Origin of the sequence: Pseudomonas sp. EA_15y_Pfl1_P101 (assembly GCF_963970835.1) — a bacterium.
GTDB lineage: Bacteria > Pseudomonadota > Gammaproteobacteria > Pseudomonadales > Pseudomonadaceae > Aquipseudomonas > Aquipseudomonas tritici.
In genome coordinates this window covers 72,163-91,066 of sequence record NZ_CAXAPA010000001.1, presented here as the reverse complement: position 1 = coordinate 91,066, position 18,904 = coordinate 72,163, and the positions used below count along the sequence as shown (strand labels likewise).

Sequence of the window (18,904 nt, the reverse complement as noted above, 5' to 3'; positions counted from 1 at the left end):
ATGGGTTTCAATCTTTCCGAATGGGCGCTGCGTAATCGCCAGATCGTACTGTTCCTGATGATCCTGCTGGCGGTGGTTGGCACCTTGTCCTACTCCAAGCTGGGACAAAGTGAAGACCCACCGTTCACGTTCAAGGCCATGGTGATCAAGACCAACTGGCCGGGGGCCACGGCCCAGGAAGTTTCGCGGCAAGTCACCGAGCGCATCGAGAAAAAACTCATGGAGACGGGTGAGTACGAGCGCATCGTCTCCTTCTCGCGGCCCGGCGAATCCCAGGTCACTTTCATTGCCCGTGATTCCATGCATTCGGCGCAGATCCCCGACCTGTGGTACCAGGTGCGCAAGAAGATCAGCGACATCCGCCAGACCTTGCCGCCGGATATCCAGGGGCCGTTTTTCAACGATGAGTTCGGCACCACCTTTGGCAATATCTACGCGCTGACCGGCGATGGTTTTGACTACGCCCTGCTCAAGGACTACGCCGACCGCATCCAGATTCAACTGCAGCGGGTGGCGGATGTGGGCAAGGTCGAACTGCTCGGCCTGCAGGATGAAAAGATCTGGATCGAACTGTCCAACCTCAAGCTGGCCACGCTCGGCCTGCCATTGGCGGCGGTGCAGCAGGCATTGCAGGAGCAAAATGCGGTGTCCACTGCGGGCTTCTTTGAAACCCCTAGCGAGCGCGTGCAACTGCGGGTGTCGGGCAACTTCAAGAGCGTGGAAGAGATCCGCAACTTCCCGATTCGCGTGGGTGACCGGACCTTCCGCATCGGCGATGTAGCCGACATCCACCGCGGCTTCAACGATCCACCGGCACCGCGTATGCGCTTCATGGGCGAAGATGCCATTGGCCTGGCCGTGGCCATGCGTGACGGCGGCGATATTCTGGTATTGGGCAAAGCCTTGGAGAGCGAATTCTCACGCCTGCAGAAGAACCTTCCGGCAGGCATGGAACTGCGCAAAGTGTCGGACCAACCGGCGGCGGTGAAAACCAGCGTCGGCGAATTCGTGCAGGTGCTGGCCGAAGCGCTGGCCATCGTGTTGCTGGTGAGCTTCTTCTCCCTTGGCGTGCGCACGGGCATGGTGGTGGCCCTGGCGATTCCGCTGGTGCTGGCGATGACCTTTGCCACCATGTATTACCTCGGCATCGGCCTGCACAAGATTTCCCTCGGTGCCCTGGTGCTTGCCTTGGGTTTGCTGGTGGATGACGCGATCATCGCGGTAGAAATGATGGCGATCAAAATGGAGCAGGGCTATGACCGGCTCAAGGCGGCCAGCTTTGCCTGGACCAGCACCGCATTCCCGATGCTCACCGGTACGCTGATCACGGCGGCGGGCTTCCTGCCGATCGCCACGGCGCAATCGAGCACCGGCGAATACACCCGTTCGATTTTCCAGGTGGTGACCATTGCGTTGCTCGCCTCATGGGTGGCCGCCGTGGTGTTTGTGCCCTACCTGGGGGAAAAACTCCTGCCGGACCTGGCGAAGATTCACGCAGCCAAGCACGGCACCGATGGCCCGGATCCCTACGGCACGCCGTTCTATCAACGTGTAAGGCGTTTGGTGGAATGGTGTGTGCGTCGGCGCAAGACCGTGATCGTGCTAACCCTGTTGCTGTTTATCGGCTCGGTGGCGTTGTTCCGTTTTGTGCCTCAACAGTTCTTCCCGGCTTCTGGCCGACTGGAGCTGATGGTCGACCTGAAGCTAGCCGAAGGTGCCTCTTTGAGCAACACCGCTGACCAGGTCAAACGCCTGGAGGCGCTGCTCAAGGAGCATGAAAGCATCGACAATTACGTGGCCTATGTCGGTACGGGCTCGCCGCGCTTCTACTTGCCCCTGGATCAGCAACTGCCGGCCGCCAGCTTCGCGCAGTTTGTGGTGCTGGCCAGAACCATTGAAGAACGTGAAAGCCTGCGCACCTGGCTGATCGAAACCCTCAACGAGCAATTCCCGGATCTGCGCTCACGTGTCACACGCCTGGAAAACGGTCCGCCCGTGGGCTACCCGGTGCAGTTCCGCGTGACCGGTGAGCACCTCGAAGAAGTCCGCGCCCTGGCACGCAAAGTCGCGGCCAAGGTTCGCGAAAATACCCATGTGGTCAACGTGCACCTGGACTGGGAAGAACCGAGCAAGATCGTCTACCTCAATATCGACCAGGACCGCGCCCGCGCCCTTGGCGTGAGCACGGCCAACCTGTCGAAGTTCCTGCAGAGTTCGTTGACCGGCTCCAGCGTCAGTCAGTACCGCGAGGACAACGAGTTGATCGAGATCCTTCTGCGCGGCACGGTGCATGAACGCACCGAGCTGTCATTGCTACCAAGCCTGGCGGTGCCCACCGACAACGGTAAAAGCGTAGCGCTGTCGCAAATCGCCACCCTCGAATATGGCTTCGAGGAAGGCATTATCTGGCACCGCAACCGTCTGCCGACGGTGACCATCCGCGCTGACATCTATGGCAAGGAGCAGCCGGCGACATTGGTCCAGCAGATCTTGCCAACCCTTGCAGGCGTAAGGGCCGAACTGCCGGATGGCTACCTGCTGGACGTCGGCGGTACGGTCGAGGACTCGGCCCGTGGCCAGAACTCGGTCAAGGCAGGCGTGCCGCTGTTTATCGTGGTGGTGCTCACCCTGCTGATGCTGCAACTGCGTAGCTTCTCGCGCACTGCCATGGTGTTTCTGACAGCGCCGCTGGGGTTGATCGGTGTGACGTTATTTCTGCTGGTATTCCGCCAGCCGTTTGGCTTTGTGGCCATGCTGGGGACCATCGCACTGTCCGGGATGATCATGCGCAACTCTGTGATCCTGGTAGATCAGATCGAACAGGACATCAAGGCGGGCCTGGCACCTTGGCAGGCAATCATCGAAGCCACCGTGCGACGTTTCCGCCCGATTGTGCTGACAGCCCTGGCGGCCGTGCTGGCAATGATTCCACTGTCACGCAGTGTGTTCTTCGGACCAATGGCCGTGGCGATCATGGGTGGCTTGATCGTGGCGACGGCGTTGACGTTGTTATTCTTGCCAGCGTTGTACGCGGCATGGTTCCGAGTCAAACCACAGTCCGTGTAAAAGCTTGTCGTAGGGATTTTCACAAAGGCAATACGCAGGCGGGAACGTTTCAGAGACGCGGGGCCACACATGAATTACCTGATTGCCAGGTCTTCTACCAGCAGGCTTCACCCCTGCTGGTAGAAGCTTAAATCTGATGATTCAAGGAGTGTTTATGAAAATTGATATCAATGTCAGCGCTTTCAAACCCGCCTGCAACAGCAACCCATGCGGGCCTGGCAAGCCTGAACCTGCCAAGCCCAACGACCCTTGCAAAGACGCTTGCAAGCCCCGCAATAGTTTCGCGATAGGCTTCGGTGTCATGCCGTTGGGCGCGATCGCTTTTGGGGGTATTGGGCTTTTAGGGAAGATCTTCTAATCACGTGAAGACTTCCAGATCCGGGCAGGTGAGCTCCCCACATCTGCCCGGGCTTCTGCCTGGGCTTACAGGGCGCCGAAGACTTTCTTCGCCAGGCTGGTCGCGGCAGCTGCAGGGTTCTCGCGAATGGTTTCTTCCTGCTTGGCAATCATTTTGAACAGCCCATCCAGCGCTTGCTCGGTCACGTAGTTTTCGACGTTGGCGCTCTTGGCGTCCAACGCGCCAAAGGCAGCAGCCTTGCCGGCCAGGGCGTTGTACTGTTGGGCCACGCCGACCTTGTCGGTAGCCGCCTTGACGATCGGCAGGAACTTGGCGCGGATTTGTTCGCGGCTGCTTTTGTTCAGGTACTGGGTTGCCGAATCCTGACCCCCACTGAGGATGCCCTTGGCGTCACTCACGCTCATGTTTTTCACGGCGTTGACCAGGATCGGCTGGGCCTGGGTCACGGCGGTTTCGGCGGCCTTGTTCATGCTGGTTTCCAGCTGAGTGACTTGATCACCCATGCCGAACATTTTCAGTTTGTCGGCGACTTTGCCCAGCTTGCCCGGCAGGCCGATCTTCACTTCGGGGTTATCGCTGAAACCACCGGGGACGCCCAGTTGCTTCACGGCGATCTGCGCGCCTTGGGTCAGTGCATCCTTGAGGCCGCCGGCGGCATCACCTTGGGACAGGCTGCCAAGATCCAGGGCCATGGCATTGGCCCCGAGCAGCAATCCGGCACACAGGGCAGTAAAACGAAGGGAGTTACGGAGCATGGGCGCTTCCTTATGAAGTTCGAATTCAGTGGGCGACAGCATCAACCCGCAGACGCAACGGTTGTGGGTCCTGGCCGTTGAGCTGCACAGAATGCCGTTCGGTGGTGATAAACAGTAGCTTGCCATCCAGCTCGATGCGAGCGCTCACCGAGTAACTGCGGCCAGGCTTGACGTGCGCCGGGTCGTAGCTCAGGTGAAAGGGCAACGGCACTTGGCCTTTGACCGGGCCTTTCTGTTCGGCCAGGGTGACGGCCGGGGCGTCCATCAACGACACGTCTTGCAGGCTGACGCTCAAGGTCGCGGTCGGCGGCAGGGCAATGCGTTGCAGATAGAACACTTCGCCATCAAGGCTGGCCTTGGAAGTGTGGGTCATGGATTGGCAGGCTCCAAGCAAGGCGGTGAGGCCCAGGAGAATGATCTTTTTCATGGTACAGCTCCTTTTCAACGGCGCCGGCATCCAACCGGCGCCTGTTTAAATCTAGCGGGTTTCTTCAGGTATCGGGGCTTCGGGTTCGACGGACGCTTCAGCAGCGCCATCCACACGATGCAGGGCCACCTGACGGATCGACAGGCGAATATCCGCCGGCAACACGCGCTTGGCTGCGCCTTCAGCCAGCTCACCCAGCAGGTCGTGGTAGCTCAGCTTGCCGGCTTCATTGCGACGCAGCACATCTTGCTCCAACAAGGTCTGGATGAAATGTCGGAAAAGGCTCTTGTCGAAGAACTCTGGAGCGTTGAGGCCATGCAGGATCGACAGGCGCTGGGCCATGATCGTGCACAGGTCTTCCAGCTCTTCGGCGCTGATGCTGCTTTGGCCACTGTTGAGCAGCAGCGAAATCGCCATGTAGAAGCGTTGCAGGGTCTGGGCGATGCTCTTGGACAGCAGCGTGAGCAGTACGAAGTGCCGCGAACTGGGGGCCGGGCGCAAGAACACGTCTTTCTCGAACCGCAGCAGGCCCTGTTCGACAAAAGCCTCCAGCCATTGGTCAACCACCGTGTCCAGCTCTTCCAGCGACCAGCGGATAAACAGCTCCGATTGCAGGTACGGATACAGCGCGTGGGTGTAGCGCAGGATCTGGTCGCGGCTCATGCGCGAGCTGCTCTGGAAGAAGCTCGCCAGCAGCGCCGGCAGGGCAAAAATGTGCAAAACGTTATTGCGATAGTAGGTCATCAGGACGGCGTTTTGCTCGTCCAGGTACAGAATTTTACCGAGGGCGTCGCTCTGTTCCGATAGCAGGTCCATGTCCTTGACGTGCTTGATCAGCGCCAGGCCATCGCCCTCAGGCAACGTGGTGTGAGGCGAGTACGGCACACGGCGAAGCAGCGCCAGGTACAGGTCCAACTGGCGCGCCATGGCTTGTTCGTCGAGCGCCAGGCGCGTAGTGGACAGCAGTGCCAGCGCTACCAGGTTCACTGGGTTCACTGCCGCAGCTTCGTTCAGGTGGCGCGCCACCTGTTCGCCAAGGCGGTTAGTGGTTTCGTTGAGCCAGGCTGGTTTGTAGTTCGGGGCGAGTTCCTGGGCGCGCCAATCCGGCTGTTCGCTGTCGAGGAATTCGGCCAGCTTGATCGGCTCGCCGAAGTTGACTGCGACCTGGCCAAAGCGCTGCTTGAGCGCGCCAACCACCTTGAAAATATCGAAGATCGATTCTTTCTTCTTGGTCGCGCCGCGCAGCTCGCCGAGGTAGGTGCGGCCTTCGAGCACGCGTTCGTAGCCGATGTACACCGGCACAAACACGATCGGCATACGCGAGGAGCGCAAGAAACTGCGCAGGGTAATCGCCAGCATCCCGGTCTTCGGTTGCAGCATGCGACCGGTGCGCGAGCGCCCGCCTTCGACGAAGTACTCCACCGGGAAACCCTTGGTGAACAGGGTATGCAGGTATTCGTTGAACACCGAGGTGTACAGCGGGTTGCCCTTGAAGGTGCGGCGCATGAAAAACGCACCGCCACGGCGCAGCAGGCTGCCGATGACGGGCATGTTCAGGTTGATACCGGCGGCGATATGCGGCGGAGTCAGGCCATTTTTGAACAACAGGTAAGACAGCAACAGGTAGTCGATATGGCTGCGGTGGCAAGGTACGTAGATCACCTCGTAACCCTGGGCAACCTTTTGCACACCTTCGATGTTATTGACCTTGATCCCGTCGTAGATCTTGTTCCAGAACCAGCTCAGCACCACTTCCAGGAAGCGGATCGCGGTGTAGGTGTAGTCCGAGGCGATCTCGTTGCCGTAGCGCAAGGCCTGGGCCTTGGCTTTTTCCGGGGAGATTTTTTCCCGCTCAGCCTCGTCGGCAATGGCTTTGCGCACCAGCGGCATATTGACCAGGCCTTTCACCAGATTGCGGCGGTGGGACAGGTCGGGGCCGATCACGGCGGTCTTCAGGTTACGAAAGTGCACACGCAGGATGCGCTGGGCCATCCGCACCGTGCGTTCGTGGCCTTTATTGTGCTCGATCAATTCACGCAGGTTGATAGGCGCAGAGAATTGCACACGGGTCTTGCGACCGAGGATCAGGATGCTCAAGAACCGACGCAGACGCCCGGTGACCGCCCAACTGTCGGCGAATAACAATTTCCACGGACTGGACTCGCTTTCGGGGGATTGGCCCCAAAACACGCTGACCGGAATGATTTGTGCATTCTCCTCGGCGTGCTCGCTGAGGGTGTTGACCAGGCGGGTCAGGGTCGGCGGCGCGCCGCGCTTGTCTTGGCGGCCGAGCCAGTCGGGCTCTGGCGTGAGGTAGAAGAACGCCGCCGCTTCCATTAGCGGGCCGACCGCTACCGGCAGCACCGGGCGCGGCAAGCCGGCCTTGGTGCACTCGGCATCGACCACCGCCAATTCGCTGAGGGAGGGTGATTGCAGGACGTATAACACCGGCCGGCTGCGGTCCAGGTTGAGGGTTAAGGACGACTGGTTGATCGTCTCCGAGCGAACCCAGAGGTACAACAGTCGGCGCAAGGTGCCAAATACCAGACGGCGAAACGGGGAGCGGGTCATACGGCTTCTGCTTTGAGTGGGAAAAACCGAGCAGACGCTCGGGCGGGTAGTGTGCCGTATTCGCCGAAAATCGGCAAAAAAGCAGCGATGTAAACTTGAGTTGATCGTTTTTGAGCCTGTCTTATACTCGGCAGTTCAATGCGAGCGACTCAACAATAAAAATGCATGTGGGAGTAAGACAGATGGCAACGCGCGAAACCGGCAATGTGAAGTGGTTCAACGATGCAAAGGGCTATGGGTTTATTCAACGCGAGGACGGCAAGGATGTGTTTGTGCACTACCGCGCCATTCGCGGTGATGGTCACCGTTCTTTGGCCGAGGGCCAGCAGGTGGAGTACGCCGTGGTGACTGGCGAGAAGGGGTTGCAGGCGGAGGATGTAGTCGGCCTGTAAGGCCGAGCTGCAAGTTGCAAGCTTCAAGCTGCAAGCGGGTTTGCTTCAGCTTGAGGCTTGTAGCTTGCAACTGCTTTAAGCTGTCTTCCAGGTGATCTGCTCTTCACCGTCTTCACTGATACGAATCCAGGTGTCAGCGCTTTCCTCACCTTCCTCTTCAACCCAAGTACCCGGCGCGCAACGCACTTCCACCTTCAGCGCGGCAAACGCGGCGCGGGCGCAGGCGATGTCGTCATCCCACGGGGTCTGGTCGCTTTCCAGGAACAGGCTATTCCATTTGCCTACAGCTTTCGGCAGCCACGTTACCGGCACATCGCCGGCCTTGCACTTGTAGGTCTGACCCCGTTGGACCCAGTCGGTGCACGGGCCGAGGGCGGCGCCCAGCCAGGCGGCAATGGCCTTGTAGTCGACGTCAGCGTCCTTCAGGTAAATCTCGATATCGGGTTGGCGCATGGATGTTCCTCGTTGCGGGATTCGAAAATCCATTCGCGGAAAAGTCGGTTAGTTAAGCACGAAATAATCGTAGCGCATCGACACAGTGACCAGCAGCGGCTCGGCCGCCTCGATCACTTGCGCGCGGCGCTCGGCACTGGCGCGCCAGCCGTGGGGTGTCATGGCCAGCAGGTTGGCGCGGTCCAGGGGCTCGGCCAGGCTCAGCGTGAATTCCAGCGTCTCGCTGTGCGCCAGGCTCATGCCGTCTGGCACCAGGGCCAGATGCTTGTCGTCGGTGTATTCGCGCACTTCGTCGTACAGGCGTTCGCGCAGTTCCATCAGGTGGCCGCTGGTAGGACCGACCTTCATCAAGCCGCCGCGAGTGCTGAGCAGGCGCTTGGCCTCCTGCCAGTCCAATGGGCTGAACACACTGGCGAGGAACTGGCAACTGGCATCGGCCAAGGGCACACGGGCCATGCTGGCGATCAACCAGGTCAGCGCCGGGTTGCGCTTGCACGCGCGCTTGACCGCTTCTTTGGAGATATCCAGCGCGTAGCCATCGGCGTGGGGCAGGGCGTCGGCTATTTGCGCGGTGTAGTAACCCTCGCCACAACCGATGTCGACCCAGCGCGCCGGCGCGCGTTCAGCAGCCAACTCGGCCAAGCGTTTTGCCACGGGAGCGTAGTGGCCGGCGTTGAGGAAGTCGCGGCGCGCTTCCACCATCGCCAGGTTATCGCCCGGGTCGCGGCTGTTCTTGTGCTGCACCGGCAACAGGTTCAGGTAACCCTGGCGCGCACGGTCGAAACGGTGCCCGGCCGGGCAGGCCACGCCATTGTCGACCGCGTTGAGCGGTGCGCTGCAAATGGGGCACGCGAGCATCAGGCGAGCAACTTGATCAGGGTCTGGTAATAGATTTCGGTCAGCACATCGAGGTCGCTGGCGAGGATGCGTTCGTTGACCTGGTGGATCGTTGCGTTGACCGGGCCCAGCTCTACCACTTGAGTGCCGAGGGTCGCAATGAAGCGCCCGTCGGAGGTGCCGCCACTGGTGGACGCCTTGGTCTCACGACCGGTGATCGCCTTGATGCTCGCCGATACCGCATCCAGCAAAGCGCCCGGCTCGGTCAGGAACGGCAGGCCCGACAGCGCCCATTCCACGTGCCAGTCCAGGCCATGCTTGTCGAGAATCGCCGCAACCCGTTGCTGCAGGCCTTCCACGGTGGATTCGGTGGAGAAGCGGAAGTTGAACACCGCTGTCAGCTCACCGGGGATCACGTTGGTTGCGCCAGTGCCCGAGTTGAGGTTGGAGATCTGGAAGCTGGTCGGCGGGAAGAACGTGTTGCCGTCATCCCAGTGCTCAGCGGCCAGTTCGGCCAGTGCCGGAGCGGCCAGATGGATCGGGTTTTTCGCCAGGTGCGGGTAGGCCACGTGACCTTGCACACCGCGTACGGTCAGGGTGGCGCCGAGTGAGCCACGACGGCCGTTCTTGACTACATCGCCCACCAGTGTGGTGCTTGACGGTTCACCGACGATGCACCAGTCCAGGCGCTCCTTGCGCGCGGCCAGGCGTTCGATTACCGCCTTGGTGCCGTGGTGCGCGGGGCCTTCTTCATCGCTGGTGATCAGGAAAGCGACCGAACCCTTGTGGTCCGGGTAATCGGTGACGAAACGTTCCGCCGCCACCAACATGGCTGCCAGGCTGCCTTTCATGTCTGCCGCGCCACGCCCGCAGAGCATGCCGTTTTCGTCGATCAGCGCGTCGAACGGGTCGTTCTGCCAAGCCTGCACCGGACCGGTCGGCACCACGTCGGTATGGCCGGCAAAGCACAGCACCGGGCCGTCATGCTTGCCGTGAGTGGCCCAGAAATTGTCCACGTCTTCGATGCGCATCGGTTCCAGCGCAAAACCTGCGTCGCCCAGGCGCTGCATCATTAGCTTCTGGCAATCGGCGTCGATCGGCGTCACCGAGGGGCGACGGATCAGGTCGATGGCAAGTTGAAGGGTCGGCGAAAGGTCGGCATGGGCCGTCATGAAAAACTCCGGAAGCGTGTAATGGGCGCAGGACGAATGTGGACTTGAAGCGGTGCAGCTCCCACACAGAGCCGGGGCTATGCCAAGTCTTGCAAAACGGCCGTTATCTTATAGCAAAACGGCGGCCAGAGGCCGCCGTTTAGTGCATTGCGCAAGTTTTTACACGGCTGTGACAGGCTCAGCCTTCACCGAAGGTTTTGGCAGCGAAGACAGGAACGCCATGATCAGCGCCGCCACATACGGCAGCGACTGCACCAGCAGCATCACCACCCAGAAGCGGATGTCATTGCTTGGCAGGCCCTGCACCAAGTAAATCCCGAGCGCCGCGCCCCACAACAGCAGCATGATGAACATCTCTTCGCGGGCTTCGGAAATCGCCACCCAGAAGCCGTGGTTATCCGCGTTTTTCGGTGTACGAAAGAACGGAATACTGGTGGTGAAGAATCCGTACAGCACCGCTTTGGCGATGGTGTGTGACAACGCCAGGCCGGCCAGGGCTGCGCAGAACGCATCCTTGAGGTTCACACCCATGGCGCGGCGGTACAAGAAGATGATCTTGCCGACTTTGAACACAAACAGTGCCAACGGCGGGATCGCGAAAATCAGCAACGGCGGGTCGACCCGCGTCGGCACGATGATCATCGCCGCCGACCACAACAGCGCGCCAACGGTGAAGAAGATGTTCATGCCGTCCGCCACCCACGGCAACCAGCCCGCGAGGAAGTGGTAGCGCTGGCCACGGGTCAGCTCTGTGCCTTTGCCGCGCAACAGGCTTGCGGTGTGACGCTTGATGATCTGGATCGCACCGTAGGCCCAGCGGAAACGCTGTTTCTTGAAGTCGATAAAGGTATCCGGCATCAGGCCCTTGCCGTAGCTGTCGTGGTAATACGCCGCCGACAGGCCTTTCTCGAATACACGTAGGCCCAGTTCGGCGTCTTCGCAGATGCACCAGTCGGCCCAGCCCAGTTCTTCAAGCACCGAGCGACGGGTCATGGTCATGGTGCCGTGCTGGATGATCGCGTCGCGGTCGTTGCGGGTGACCATGCCGATATGGAAGAAGCCCTTGTATTCCGCGTAGCAGAGCTTCTTGAAGGTGCTTTCGTTCTGGTCGCGGTAATCCTGCGGTGACTGCACCACGGCGATTTTCGGGTCGGCGAAGTGCGGCACCATGTGCTTGAGCCAGTTGGGCGACACGCAGTAGTCGGAGTCGATCACCGCGATCACTTCGGCATCCTTGGCGGTGTGCGGGATCAGGTAGTTCAGTGCGCCGCCCTTGAAACCTGCCAGGGGCGCGACGTGGAAGAACTTGAAGCGCGGGCCCAGGGTTTCGCAGTAGTCGCGCACCGGCTCCCAAACGGCCGGGTCCTTGGTGTTGTTGTCGATGATCAGGACTTCGTAGTCCGGGTAATCGAGGGCGGCCAGGGCGTCGAGGGTCTGTTTGACCATCTCAGGCGGCTCGTTGTAGCACGGCACATGGATCGACACTTTCGGGCGGTAGTCCGACTCCCCCTCCACCGGCAGGAATTCACGCCGGCGCTTGTGAGTCCATACCGCTTCCGCCAGTTCGTGGGCTTCGGTCAGCAACACGATAAACACGCCCAGGGCGCCGAGGGCCAAGAGGATGCCCACGGTGACACTGAACCACGTGCTGTATTGCTGGCTGTAGTCGTAACCGATCCACACCAGCACTGAACCGCACAAGAACGCGATAAACGTCAGGAAGGTCCGGCCGCGTTGGCGCAGGGCCGAGCCGTCGATCATTAACAGGGTCAAGGACAGCAGCGCAAGTATGACCGAGCCAATGGCCAGTACGCGCCATTGCGGGATCGCGACCACCGGCCCTTCAAAGTTGAATTTCTGCTGGCGTGCGCCGTTGAACACACCCCAGTAAGCGCCGGCCGAGCCTTCGTCGCTGACTTTCCACGGCTGATCGAACGCCTCGATCACGAAGTAGTTGTAGCCCTGACGGTTCAGCTTGTTCACCAGCGTACGCAGGTAAATCGCCTGGTCGGCCGGCGACGTTTCATTGCCGCCGCGCATGCGCCCGTTGCTCGGCCAGCCAACCTCCGACAGTAGCAGCGGCTTTTTCGGGAACAGTTTCTTCAGATCCTTGGCGCGGTCGAGTACGTACTGGCCGGCCTTGTCCATCGGAATGTATTCCCAGAACGGCAGGATGTGCGCGGCGATCAGGTCGACGTGCTTGGCCAGTTGTGGGTTCTTCTCCCAGATGTCCCATTGCTCGGATGTCGTCACCGGCACTTTCACAGCGGCGCGCACTCGATCCAGCAGCACGATCAACGCTTCTGGCGTGATGTCCTTACGGAACACCGCTTCGTTACCGACCACCACCCGCACCACACTGCGCGAGGTGTTGGCGATTTCGATGGCGCGCTGGATTTCCCGCTCGTTACGTTCAAGGTCCGGGCTGATCCAGATCCCCAATGTCACGCGCAGGCCGAATTCTTCCGCCAACTTGGGGATGTCGCTCAGGGTGCCGTCGACCGAGTAGGTACGGATGTTGTCCGTCAGCTTGCTCATGATCTCAAGGTCGCGACGCATCTGATCGTCGGTCGGGAACTGGTTTTTCTGTGGGTACTGACCTTGCTGGAACGGCGAGTAGGAAAAACCGGAGATCTGCTCAGGCCAGTTGGGAGCAGTGACCGGGCGGTTGATCAGCGCCCAGAAACCGGTGAACAGTGCGGCAATTGCCAGCACGATCACCAGGTTGAGTCCAAATTTACGCGATGCCATGGTTATGTCAGGTTCCAAAAGGTGTGGAACGAAAAGAGGTGTCGGCCTGCGCCGAACGGCGCGCATCCTACACCGGCCCTTCCCTGACCGTACAGCAAGCAGAGAAAAACCGGACATTAGTCAGCGAAAGGCCATCTAAGTTCTTTACTTGTAGCTTGTCGCTTCGAACTTGTCGCTGCGTAGTCCATAATGCGCGCCGGTTTTTGGGGTAATGGTCATGAGCACAGAAGATCCACGGTTTGCAGGCGTCGCCCGTTTGTATGGCATTGAAGGCCTGGAACGCTTGAAAGCGGCCCACGTGGCAATCGTCGGCATCGGCGGCGTGGGCTCGTGGGCGGCGGAAGCCATGGCCCGTTGCGGGGTGGGCGAGATTTCGCTGTTTGATCTGGACGATGTCTGCGTCAGCAACAGCAACCGCCAGTTGCACGCGCTGGACAGCACCGTGGGCAAGCCCAAGGTCGAGGTGATGGCCGAGCGCCTGAAGGGCATCAACCCGGATTGCACCGTGCATGCGGTGGCGGACTTTGTGACCCGCGACACCATGGCCGAGTACATCACGCCGGATATCGACTGCGTGATCGACTGCATTGACGCCGTTAACGCCAAGGCGGCATTGATTGCCTGGTGCAAGCGCCGCAAGATCCAGATCATCACCACCGGCGGCGCCGGCGGGCAGATCGACCCGACGCTGATCCAGGTCTGCGACCTGAACCGTACCTTCAATGACCCGCTGGCGTCGAAAGTGCGCTCCACGCTGCGTCGCGACTATGGTTTCTCACGCACCGTGACCCGCCATTACAGCGTGCCGTGCGTGTTTTCCACCGAGCAACTGCGCTATCCCAAGCCGGATGGCAGTATATGTTTGCAGAAGAGTTTTGTCGGGGATGGCGTGAAGCTGGACTGCGCCGGTGGGTTTGGCGCGGTGATGATGGTCACGGCCACGTTCGGCATGGTGGCGGCGACCAAGGCAGTGGACAAGATTGTGGCTGGGGTGCGTAGGCCGTCGGAACGGGTCAAGTCTGCCTAAAACTTAATGCCGTGCACCGCTCAAAATGTGGGAGCTGGCTTGCCTGCGATAGCATCACCGAGGTGTGCCGGATAGACCGAGGTGCCTGTATCGCAGGCAAGCCAGCTCCCACACAAACCCGCTCCCACATTTAGTTTTGTGTAGGGCTTAGTTCTCGCATGCGCTTGAGGACCGCGTTCAGGCCATTGCTGCGCGACGGTGACAGTTGACGGGAAAGGCCCAACTGGTTGAACCAGTCAGGCAGATCCACCCCTTGCAACTCAGCCGCCGACAACCCATTGACCCGTGCCAGCAGCAACGCCACCAGCCCGCGAATCAGCCGCGCATCGCTGCTCGCCGCAAACTGCCAATGCCCATCCTGCAAACGCCCCACCAACCACACCAGGCTTTCGCAGCCCTGCACCAGGTTGGCGTCGACCTTATCTTCATCCGCCAGGGCCGGCATACGCTCGCCCCACTGCATCAACATCCGCGCGCGTTGCTCCCAGCTACCGACGGCTTGAAAGGCTTCAAGCGCGCTGACCGCATCCACCGGCACACTCATCGCAACATATCCAGGGCCTGGTCCAGCGCTTCAAAAAAGCGTTCCAGGTCATCGGAATCGTTATACAGCGCCAGGGATACGCGGATCGCCCCCGACAGGTGCATGGCCTTGAGCAACGGCATCGCGCAGTGATGACCCGCGCGCACGGCAATACCTTGCTCGGTCAGCAGGTGCGCAAGGTCGGCGTTATGCACGCCGTCGACCACAAAACTGACCAACGCCACCTGCGGCGAACCCAGCACGCGCACGCCATTGCGCGCCTTGAGCCCACGCAACAGGTAGTCATGCAGGGCTGCTTCATGGGCGACCACCGCAGGCTGATCCAGCGAGCTTAAGTAATCCAGGCTGGCGCCCAGGCCAATCACGCTGGCAATCGGCGGTGTGCCGGCCTCGAAACCCAGCGGCGCGGGCCGGAAACTGGCGCTGTGGTAGTCGGCTTTTTGCACCATTTCTCCTCCAAACTGCCAGTGGCGCAGGTGATGCAGGGCGTCATTGCGCCCAAACAGCACGCCGACGCCGTCCGGGCCGTACAGTTTGTGGCTGGAAAATACGTAGAAGTCGCAACCCAGGGCCTGCACGTCGTGGCGGCCATGGACGATGCCTTGGGCGCCGTCGACCACGGTCAGGGCACCGTGGGGCTGGGCCAGCGCGAGAAGGGCCTCCAGCGGCTGCCAGGCGCCGAGCACGTTGGACAGCTGGCTTACCGCCAGCAGGCGTGTGCGCGAGCCGATCAGCTCCGCGGCGGCTTGCAGGTCGATCACGCCGTCCTCGCCAAGTGGCAATACCACCAGCGTCAGCGCGCGACGTTTGGCCAACTGCTGCCACGGCAACAGGTTGGCGTGGTGCTCGAGGGCGCTGATGACAATCTCATCGCCCGCATTGAATAAATGCTCCAGGCCATAAGCCAGGAGGTTCAGCGCAGAGGTCGCGCCGTGGGTAAACACAATCTGCCCGCTGTCACCTGCATTCAACCATTGCGCGACCTTGCTGCGACTGTCTTCGAACGCCTGTGTCGCATGGGCTCCCGGCAAATGTTGCGCGCGGTGCACATTGGCTGCGCCATTGGCGTAGTAATGGCTGATGGCATCCAACAAGGCTTGGGGTTTTTGCGTGGTGGCGGCGTTGTCCAGGTAAGTCTGGTCTTGCCGTTGCAGGGTGGCGATGGCCGGGAAATCGGCGCGCCAGGGGGAGGGCACAAGCATGGTGATCAAGACTCGTATAAGCGAGCCCCAGGGGAGGGGCCCGCTAGTGGCATCGAGTGGCTGCTTAGTTGTGAGCGTGCAGCGCTTCGTTCAGTTCGATAGCCGATTTGTGGGTTTTGCACTCCACGGCACCGGTCTCGGAGTTACGGCGGAACAGCAGGTCCGGCTGGCCGGCCAGCTCGCGCGCCTTGACCACTTTGACCAGTTGGTTCTGCTCGTCCAGCAGCGCAACCTTGGTCCCGGCCGTCACGTACAGGCCCGATTCGACGGTGTTGCGGTCGCCCAACGGGATACCAATACCGGCGTTGGCGCCGATCAAGCAGCCTTCGCCGACCTTGATCACGATGTTGCCGCCACCCGACAGGGTGCCCATGGTGGAGCAACCGCCGCCCAGGTCAGAACCCTTGCCGACGAACACGCCCGCCGATACGCGGCCTTCGATCATGCCCGGGCCTTCGGTGCCGGCGTTGAAGTTGACGAAACCTTCGTGCATCACGGTGGTGCCTTCGCCCACGTAGGCGCCCAGGCGGATACGCGCCGCATCAGCGATACGCACACCGCTCGGCACTACGTAGTCGGTCATTTTCGGGAACTTGTCTACCGAGAACACTTCCAGCAGATCGCCACGCAGGCGCGCTTCCAGCTGGCGTTCGGCCAGCTCATTGATGTCGATCGCACCTTGGCTGGTCCAGGCTACGTTCGGCAGCTGCGGGAACACACCGGCCAGGCTCAGGCCGTGTGGTTTGACCAGGCGGTGAGACAGCAGGTGCAGCTTGAGGTAAGCCTCAGGCGTGGAGGTCAGTGCAGCGTCTTCGGCCAGCAAGGTGGCGACGAGCGGCGTGTGGCTTTCAGCCAGGCGGCTGATCAGGGCAGCTTGGGTAGCGTCGACGCCTTTGAGCGCGTCAGCCATTTGCAGGGCCTGGGTGACGGTGAAGGTGATTGCCTGGTTGCCTTCGGTGTAGCCGATGATCGGCGCGATCGCCGCGACGATTTCAGCCGATGGGTTGAGCAACGGTTGTGCGTAAAACACTTCCAGCCAAGCACCTTGGCGGTTCTGAGTGCCGACGCCGAAGCCCAGGCTGAACAGGGAATGGGACATGGTGTTACCTCTACAAAAAATGGAAGGCTGGCCTACTTGAGGGCCGCCGAATAACTTTCTGGCTTGAAGCCAATCAGGGTTCTGTCACCGAGATCGAGCACCGGGCGCTTGATCATCGAGGGTTGTGCGAGCATCAATTCAATGGCTTTCGACTGATCGAGATCGGCTTTGCGTTCGTCTTCGAGTTTGCGAAAGGTGGTGCCCGCACGGTTCAAGACCACCTGCCAACCGTGCTCGTTGCACCATTGGGTCAAGTGCTCGCGGTCGATACCGGCCGTTTTATAGTCGTGGAACTCATAGCTCACAGCGTGCTCATCGAGCCAGGTGCGGGCCTTTTTCATGGTGTCGCAGGCTTTGATGCCGAAAAGGTGCAACGTTTTGCTTGAAGCGGTCAAGGAATTGCCCCCTTTGAGCGAATGAAATGGAAAGGTTACGGATTATGCCACGACCAGCGGCCTCTGGTGCCCCTCGTCATGCTGGCGTGAGACTTATGTGCAAATGCCAGCCGGCAGCATAGGTGGGTAATATGGCACTTCAACGGCGAGTTGTTGCCTCATGTGTCGTTGCGAGTCGATTGTCCGGGAAACCCGCGTTATGCAAACCGCCTACACCGTTCTTATCCTACTGATGTTGGTCAGCGTTTCGCGTCTGGTCGGGCGTGTCATCCCCCTGCCGTTACCCTTGGTGCAGATCGCAGCGGGCGCCTTGCTGGCCTGGCCCACGTTGGGGCTGCACGTGGCGCTGGACCCGGAGTTGTTCCTGTTTCTGTTCCTGCCGCCGCTGCTGTTCTCGGATGGCTGGCGCATGCCCAAGCGTGAGTTGTGGCGCCTGCGTGGGCCAATCCTGACGTTGGCGGTGGGGCTGGTGCTGTTCACCGTGGTGGGCGCCGGTTACTTCATTCACTGGATTTTGCCTACGATCCCGCTGCCCGTGGCCTTCGCCCTGGCGGCTGTGTTGTCACCGACGGACGCCGTTGCGGTGTCGGCCATTTCCCAGAACCGTCTGCCCACGCCGCTGATGCACATGCTCCAGGGCGAGGCCCTGATGAACGATGCGTCGGGCTTGGTGACCTTCAAGTTTGCCCTGGCGGCGGCGTTGACTGGCGTGTTTTCCCTGGCGGATGCCAGCCTGGCATTTGTGTTGGTCGCCGTGGGCGGCCTGGCCGTGGGGGTGGCATTGAGTTGGCTGGTCGGGCGACTGCGTGCGTGGATGATCGCGCGAGGCTGGGACGACCCGGCGACTCACGTGGTGTTTATGTTGCTGCTACCGTTCGCCGCTTATGTGCTGGCTGAGCGCTTGGGCGCATCGGGCATTTTGTCGGCGGTGGCGGCGGGCATGATGCAAAGCTGGCTCGACCTGCTACCCCGCCAGACGAGCACCCGCTTGCTCAATCGCAGTGTGTGGTCGTTGCTGGAGTTTGCCTTCAACGGCTTGATTTTCCTGCTGCTGGGCCTGCAACTGCCGGACATCATTAAGGCCGTGGTCAGTCACGAGCCGACGCTGTGGCCGACATTGTTTTATCGCTGCCTGGATGTGGTCTCGATCTTTCTGGTGCTGGTGGTGTTGCGTTTCATCTGGGTGCAGAGCATCTGGCGGCTGTCGGGTTTACTGCGCCGGATTCGTGGGAAAAGTGAATTGACGCTGGTGCCGACTGCACGCTCTTGCTGGCTGCTGACCGTCGGTGGTGTGCGCGGTGCGGTGACGCTGGCGGGTGTGATGTCAGTGCCGTTGCTGCTGGCGCCGGGCCAGGATTTCCCCGAGCGCGACTTGCTGATCTTCATTGCTGCCGGGGTGATCCTGCTGTCGCTGATCGCCGCATGCATCGCCTTGCCCCTGCTGTTGCGCGGGATCGAAAAGAGCCCCGATGAAAAGCGCCATAACGAAGTGCGCGAGGCCTGGAAAAAGACCGCAGTGGCTGCAATCCATGCGCTGGAGGCTGAAGAACCGGCGGAAAGCGAAACCCAGGACGCCGCCCAGGCTGCGCTCGCGACCGAACTCAAGGCTCGCCTGATGTCGGAGTATCGCCATCAGTTGAACGTGTTCAACGACTCAGCCGAAGCCCAGGCGCTGGCGCGGCAGATGGACCTGCTTGAGCGCAAGTTGCGTCTGAAGGCCCTGCGCGCGCAGCGCTTGGAGTTGTACAGCTTGAGCCGTCATCACCAGATTGGTGACGACGTCTTGAGGGAAGTGTTGGCCGAGTTGGATATGAGTGAGGCTAATCTGGGTCATGTGAAATGACCCAGCTAGCCG

General features: G+C 60.6%; 16 protein-coding genes. 5 read left to right on the top strand and 11 right to left on the bottom strand.

The features are described 5' to 3' along the window. Positions 1-3,066 carry an efflux RND transporter permease subunit gene (locus AACY36_RS00410; protein WP_339418171.1) on the top strand — a complete coding sequence of 1,022 codons (3,066 nt, stop codon included), beginning with the start codon at positions 1-3 and terminating at the stop codon, positions 3,064-3,066. 154 nt (positions 3,067-3,220) lie between these two features. Beyond that, the gene (locus AACY36_RS00405; RefSeq protein WP_339418170.1) at positions 3,221-3,424 is read left to right on the top strand and encodes a hypothetical protein; all 204 of its coding nucleotides are present in this window, start codon (positions 3,221-3,223) and stop codon (positions 3,422-3,424) included. Positions 3,425-3,489: 65 nt separating this feature from the next. Here AACY36_RS00405 and AACY36_RS00400 read toward each other — a convergent pair whose 3' ends face one another. Genes AACY36_RS00400 through plsB form a run of 3 tightly spaced genes read right to left on the bottom strand, consistent with a single transcriptional unit; the run spans position 3,490 to position 7,177 of the window. Beyond that, positions 3,490-4,179, bottom strand: a complete 690-nt coding sequence (locus tag AACY36_RS00400; protein ID WP_339418169.1) for a DUF4197 domain-containing protein — start codon at positions 4,177-4,179, stop codon at positions 3,490-3,492. 25 nt (positions 4,180-4,204) lie between these two features. Beyond that, the gene (locus tag AACY36_RS00395) at positions 4,205-4,606 is read right to left on the bottom strand and encodes a YbaY family lipoprotein (protein ID WP_339418168.1); all 402 of its coding nucleotides are present in this window, start codon (positions 4,604-4,606) and stop codon (positions 4,205-4,207) included. A 51-nt stretch (positions 4,607-4,657) separates the two neighbouring features. Next, the gene (gene plsB, locus AACY36_RS00390; protein ID WP_339418167.1) at positions 4,658-7,177 is read right to left on the bottom strand and encodes a glycerol-3-phosphate 1-O-acyltransferase PlsB; all 2,520 of its coding nucleotides are present in this window, start codon (positions 7,175-7,177) and stop codon (positions 4,658-4,660) included. A 182-nt stretch (positions 7,178-7,359) separates the two neighbouring features. Here plsB and AACY36_RS00385 point away from each other — a divergent pair, with 182 nt between their 5' ends. After that, positions 7,360-7,569: a cold-shock protein gene (locus tag AACY36_RS00385; protein ID WP_032891681.1), complete on the top strand. Its 210-nt coding sequence runs from the start codon at positions 7,360-7,362 to the stop codon at positions 7,567-7,569. Positions 7,570-7,644: 75 nt separating this feature from the next. On the opposite strand, the gene AACY36_RS00380 is transcribed toward AACY36_RS00385, so the two are convergent. The 4 genes from AACY36_RS00380 to AACY36_RS00365 all read right to left on the bottom strand — a co-directional run bounded on the left by AACY36_RS00380 (position 7,645) and on the right by AACY36_RS00365 (position 12,782). Next, the gene (locus AACY36_RS00380; RefSeq protein WP_339418166.1) at positions 7,645-8,022 is read right to left on the bottom strand and encodes a hypothetical protein; all 378 of its coding nucleotides are present in this window, start codon (positions 8,020-8,022) and stop codon (positions 7,645-7,647) included. 48 nt (positions 8,023-8,070) lie between these two features. Beyond that, positions 8,071-8,880, bottom strand: coding sequence for a putative RNA methyltransferase (locus AACY36_RS00375; protein WP_339418165.1), 810 nt, complete (start codon positions 8,878-8,880; stop codon positions 8,071-8,073). After that, complete coding sequence (gene dapE / locus AACY36_RS00370) at positions 8,880-10,031, bottom strand: succinyl-diaminopimelate desuccinylase (protein WP_065872455.1); 1,152 nt, start codon at positions 10,029-10,031, stop codon at positions 8,880-8,882. The genes AACY36_RS00375 and dapE overlap by 1 nt, the downstream gene beginning before the upstream one ends. Before the next feature lie 159 nt (positions 10,032-10,190). Further along, positions 10,191-12,782: a glycosyltransferase gene (locus AACY36_RS00365; RefSeq protein WP_339418164.1), complete on the bottom strand. Its 2,592-nt coding sequence runs from the start codon at positions 12,780-12,782 to the stop codon at positions 10,191-10,193. Between the two features lie 217 nt (positions 12,783-12,999). On the opposite strand from AACY36_RS00365, the gene tcdA reads away from it, so the two are divergent. After that, a complete protein-coding gene (tcdA, locus tag AACY36_RS00360; RefSeq protein WP_339418163.1) occupies positions 13,000-13,809 on the top strand; it encodes a tRNA cyclic N6-threonylcarbamoyladenosine(37) synthase TcdA in 810 nt (269 codons plus the stop codon). Positions 13,810-13,939: 130 nt separating this feature from the next. Here tcdA and AACY36_RS00355 read toward each other — a convergent pair whose 3' ends face one another. The 4 genes from AACY36_RS00355 to AACY36_RS00340 all read right to left on the bottom strand — a co-directional run bounded on the left by AACY36_RS00355 (position 13,940) and on the right by AACY36_RS00340 (position 16,995). Next, positions 13,940-14,353 carry a SufE family protein gene (locus tag AACY36_RS00355; RefSeq protein WP_339418162.1) on the bottom strand — a complete coding sequence of 138 codons (414 nt, stop codon included), beginning with the start codon at positions 14,351-14,353 and terminating at the stop codon, positions 13,940-13,942. Beyond that, the gene (locus tag AACY36_RS00350; protein ID WP_339418161.1) at positions 14,350-15,555 is read right to left on the bottom strand and encodes an aminotransferase class V-fold PLP-dependent enzyme; all 1,206 of its coding nucleotides are present in this window, start codon (positions 15,553-15,555) and stop codon (positions 14,350-14,352) included. The genes AACY36_RS00355 and AACY36_RS00350 overlap by 4 nt, the downstream gene beginning before the upstream one ends. Before the next feature lie 64 nt (positions 15,556-15,619). Further along, positions 15,620-16,654: a 2,3,4,5-tetrahydropyridine-2,6-dicarboxylate N-succinyltransferase gene (dapD, locus tag AACY36_RS00345; RefSeq protein WP_339469465.1), complete on the bottom strand. Its 1,035-nt coding sequence runs from the start codon at positions 16,652-16,654 to the stop codon at positions 15,620-15,622. 32 nt (positions 16,655-16,686) lie between these two features. Continuing rightward, positions 16,687-16,995: an arsenate reductase gene (locus AACY36_RS00340; RefSeq protein WP_231984831.1), complete on the bottom strand. Its 309-nt coding sequence runs from the start codon at positions 16,993-16,995 to the stop codon at positions 16,687-16,689. Between the two features lie 253 nt (positions 16,996-17,248). Between AACY36_RS00340 and AACY36_RS00335 the strand changes: the two genes are divergently transcribed. Then, entirely contained in the window at positions 17,249-18,892 is a 1,644-nt protein-coding gene (locus AACY36_RS00335) for a Na+/H+ antiporter (RefSeq protein WP_339435886.1), read from the top strand. The last annotated feature ends 12 nt before the right edge of the window (positions 18,893-18,904 follow it).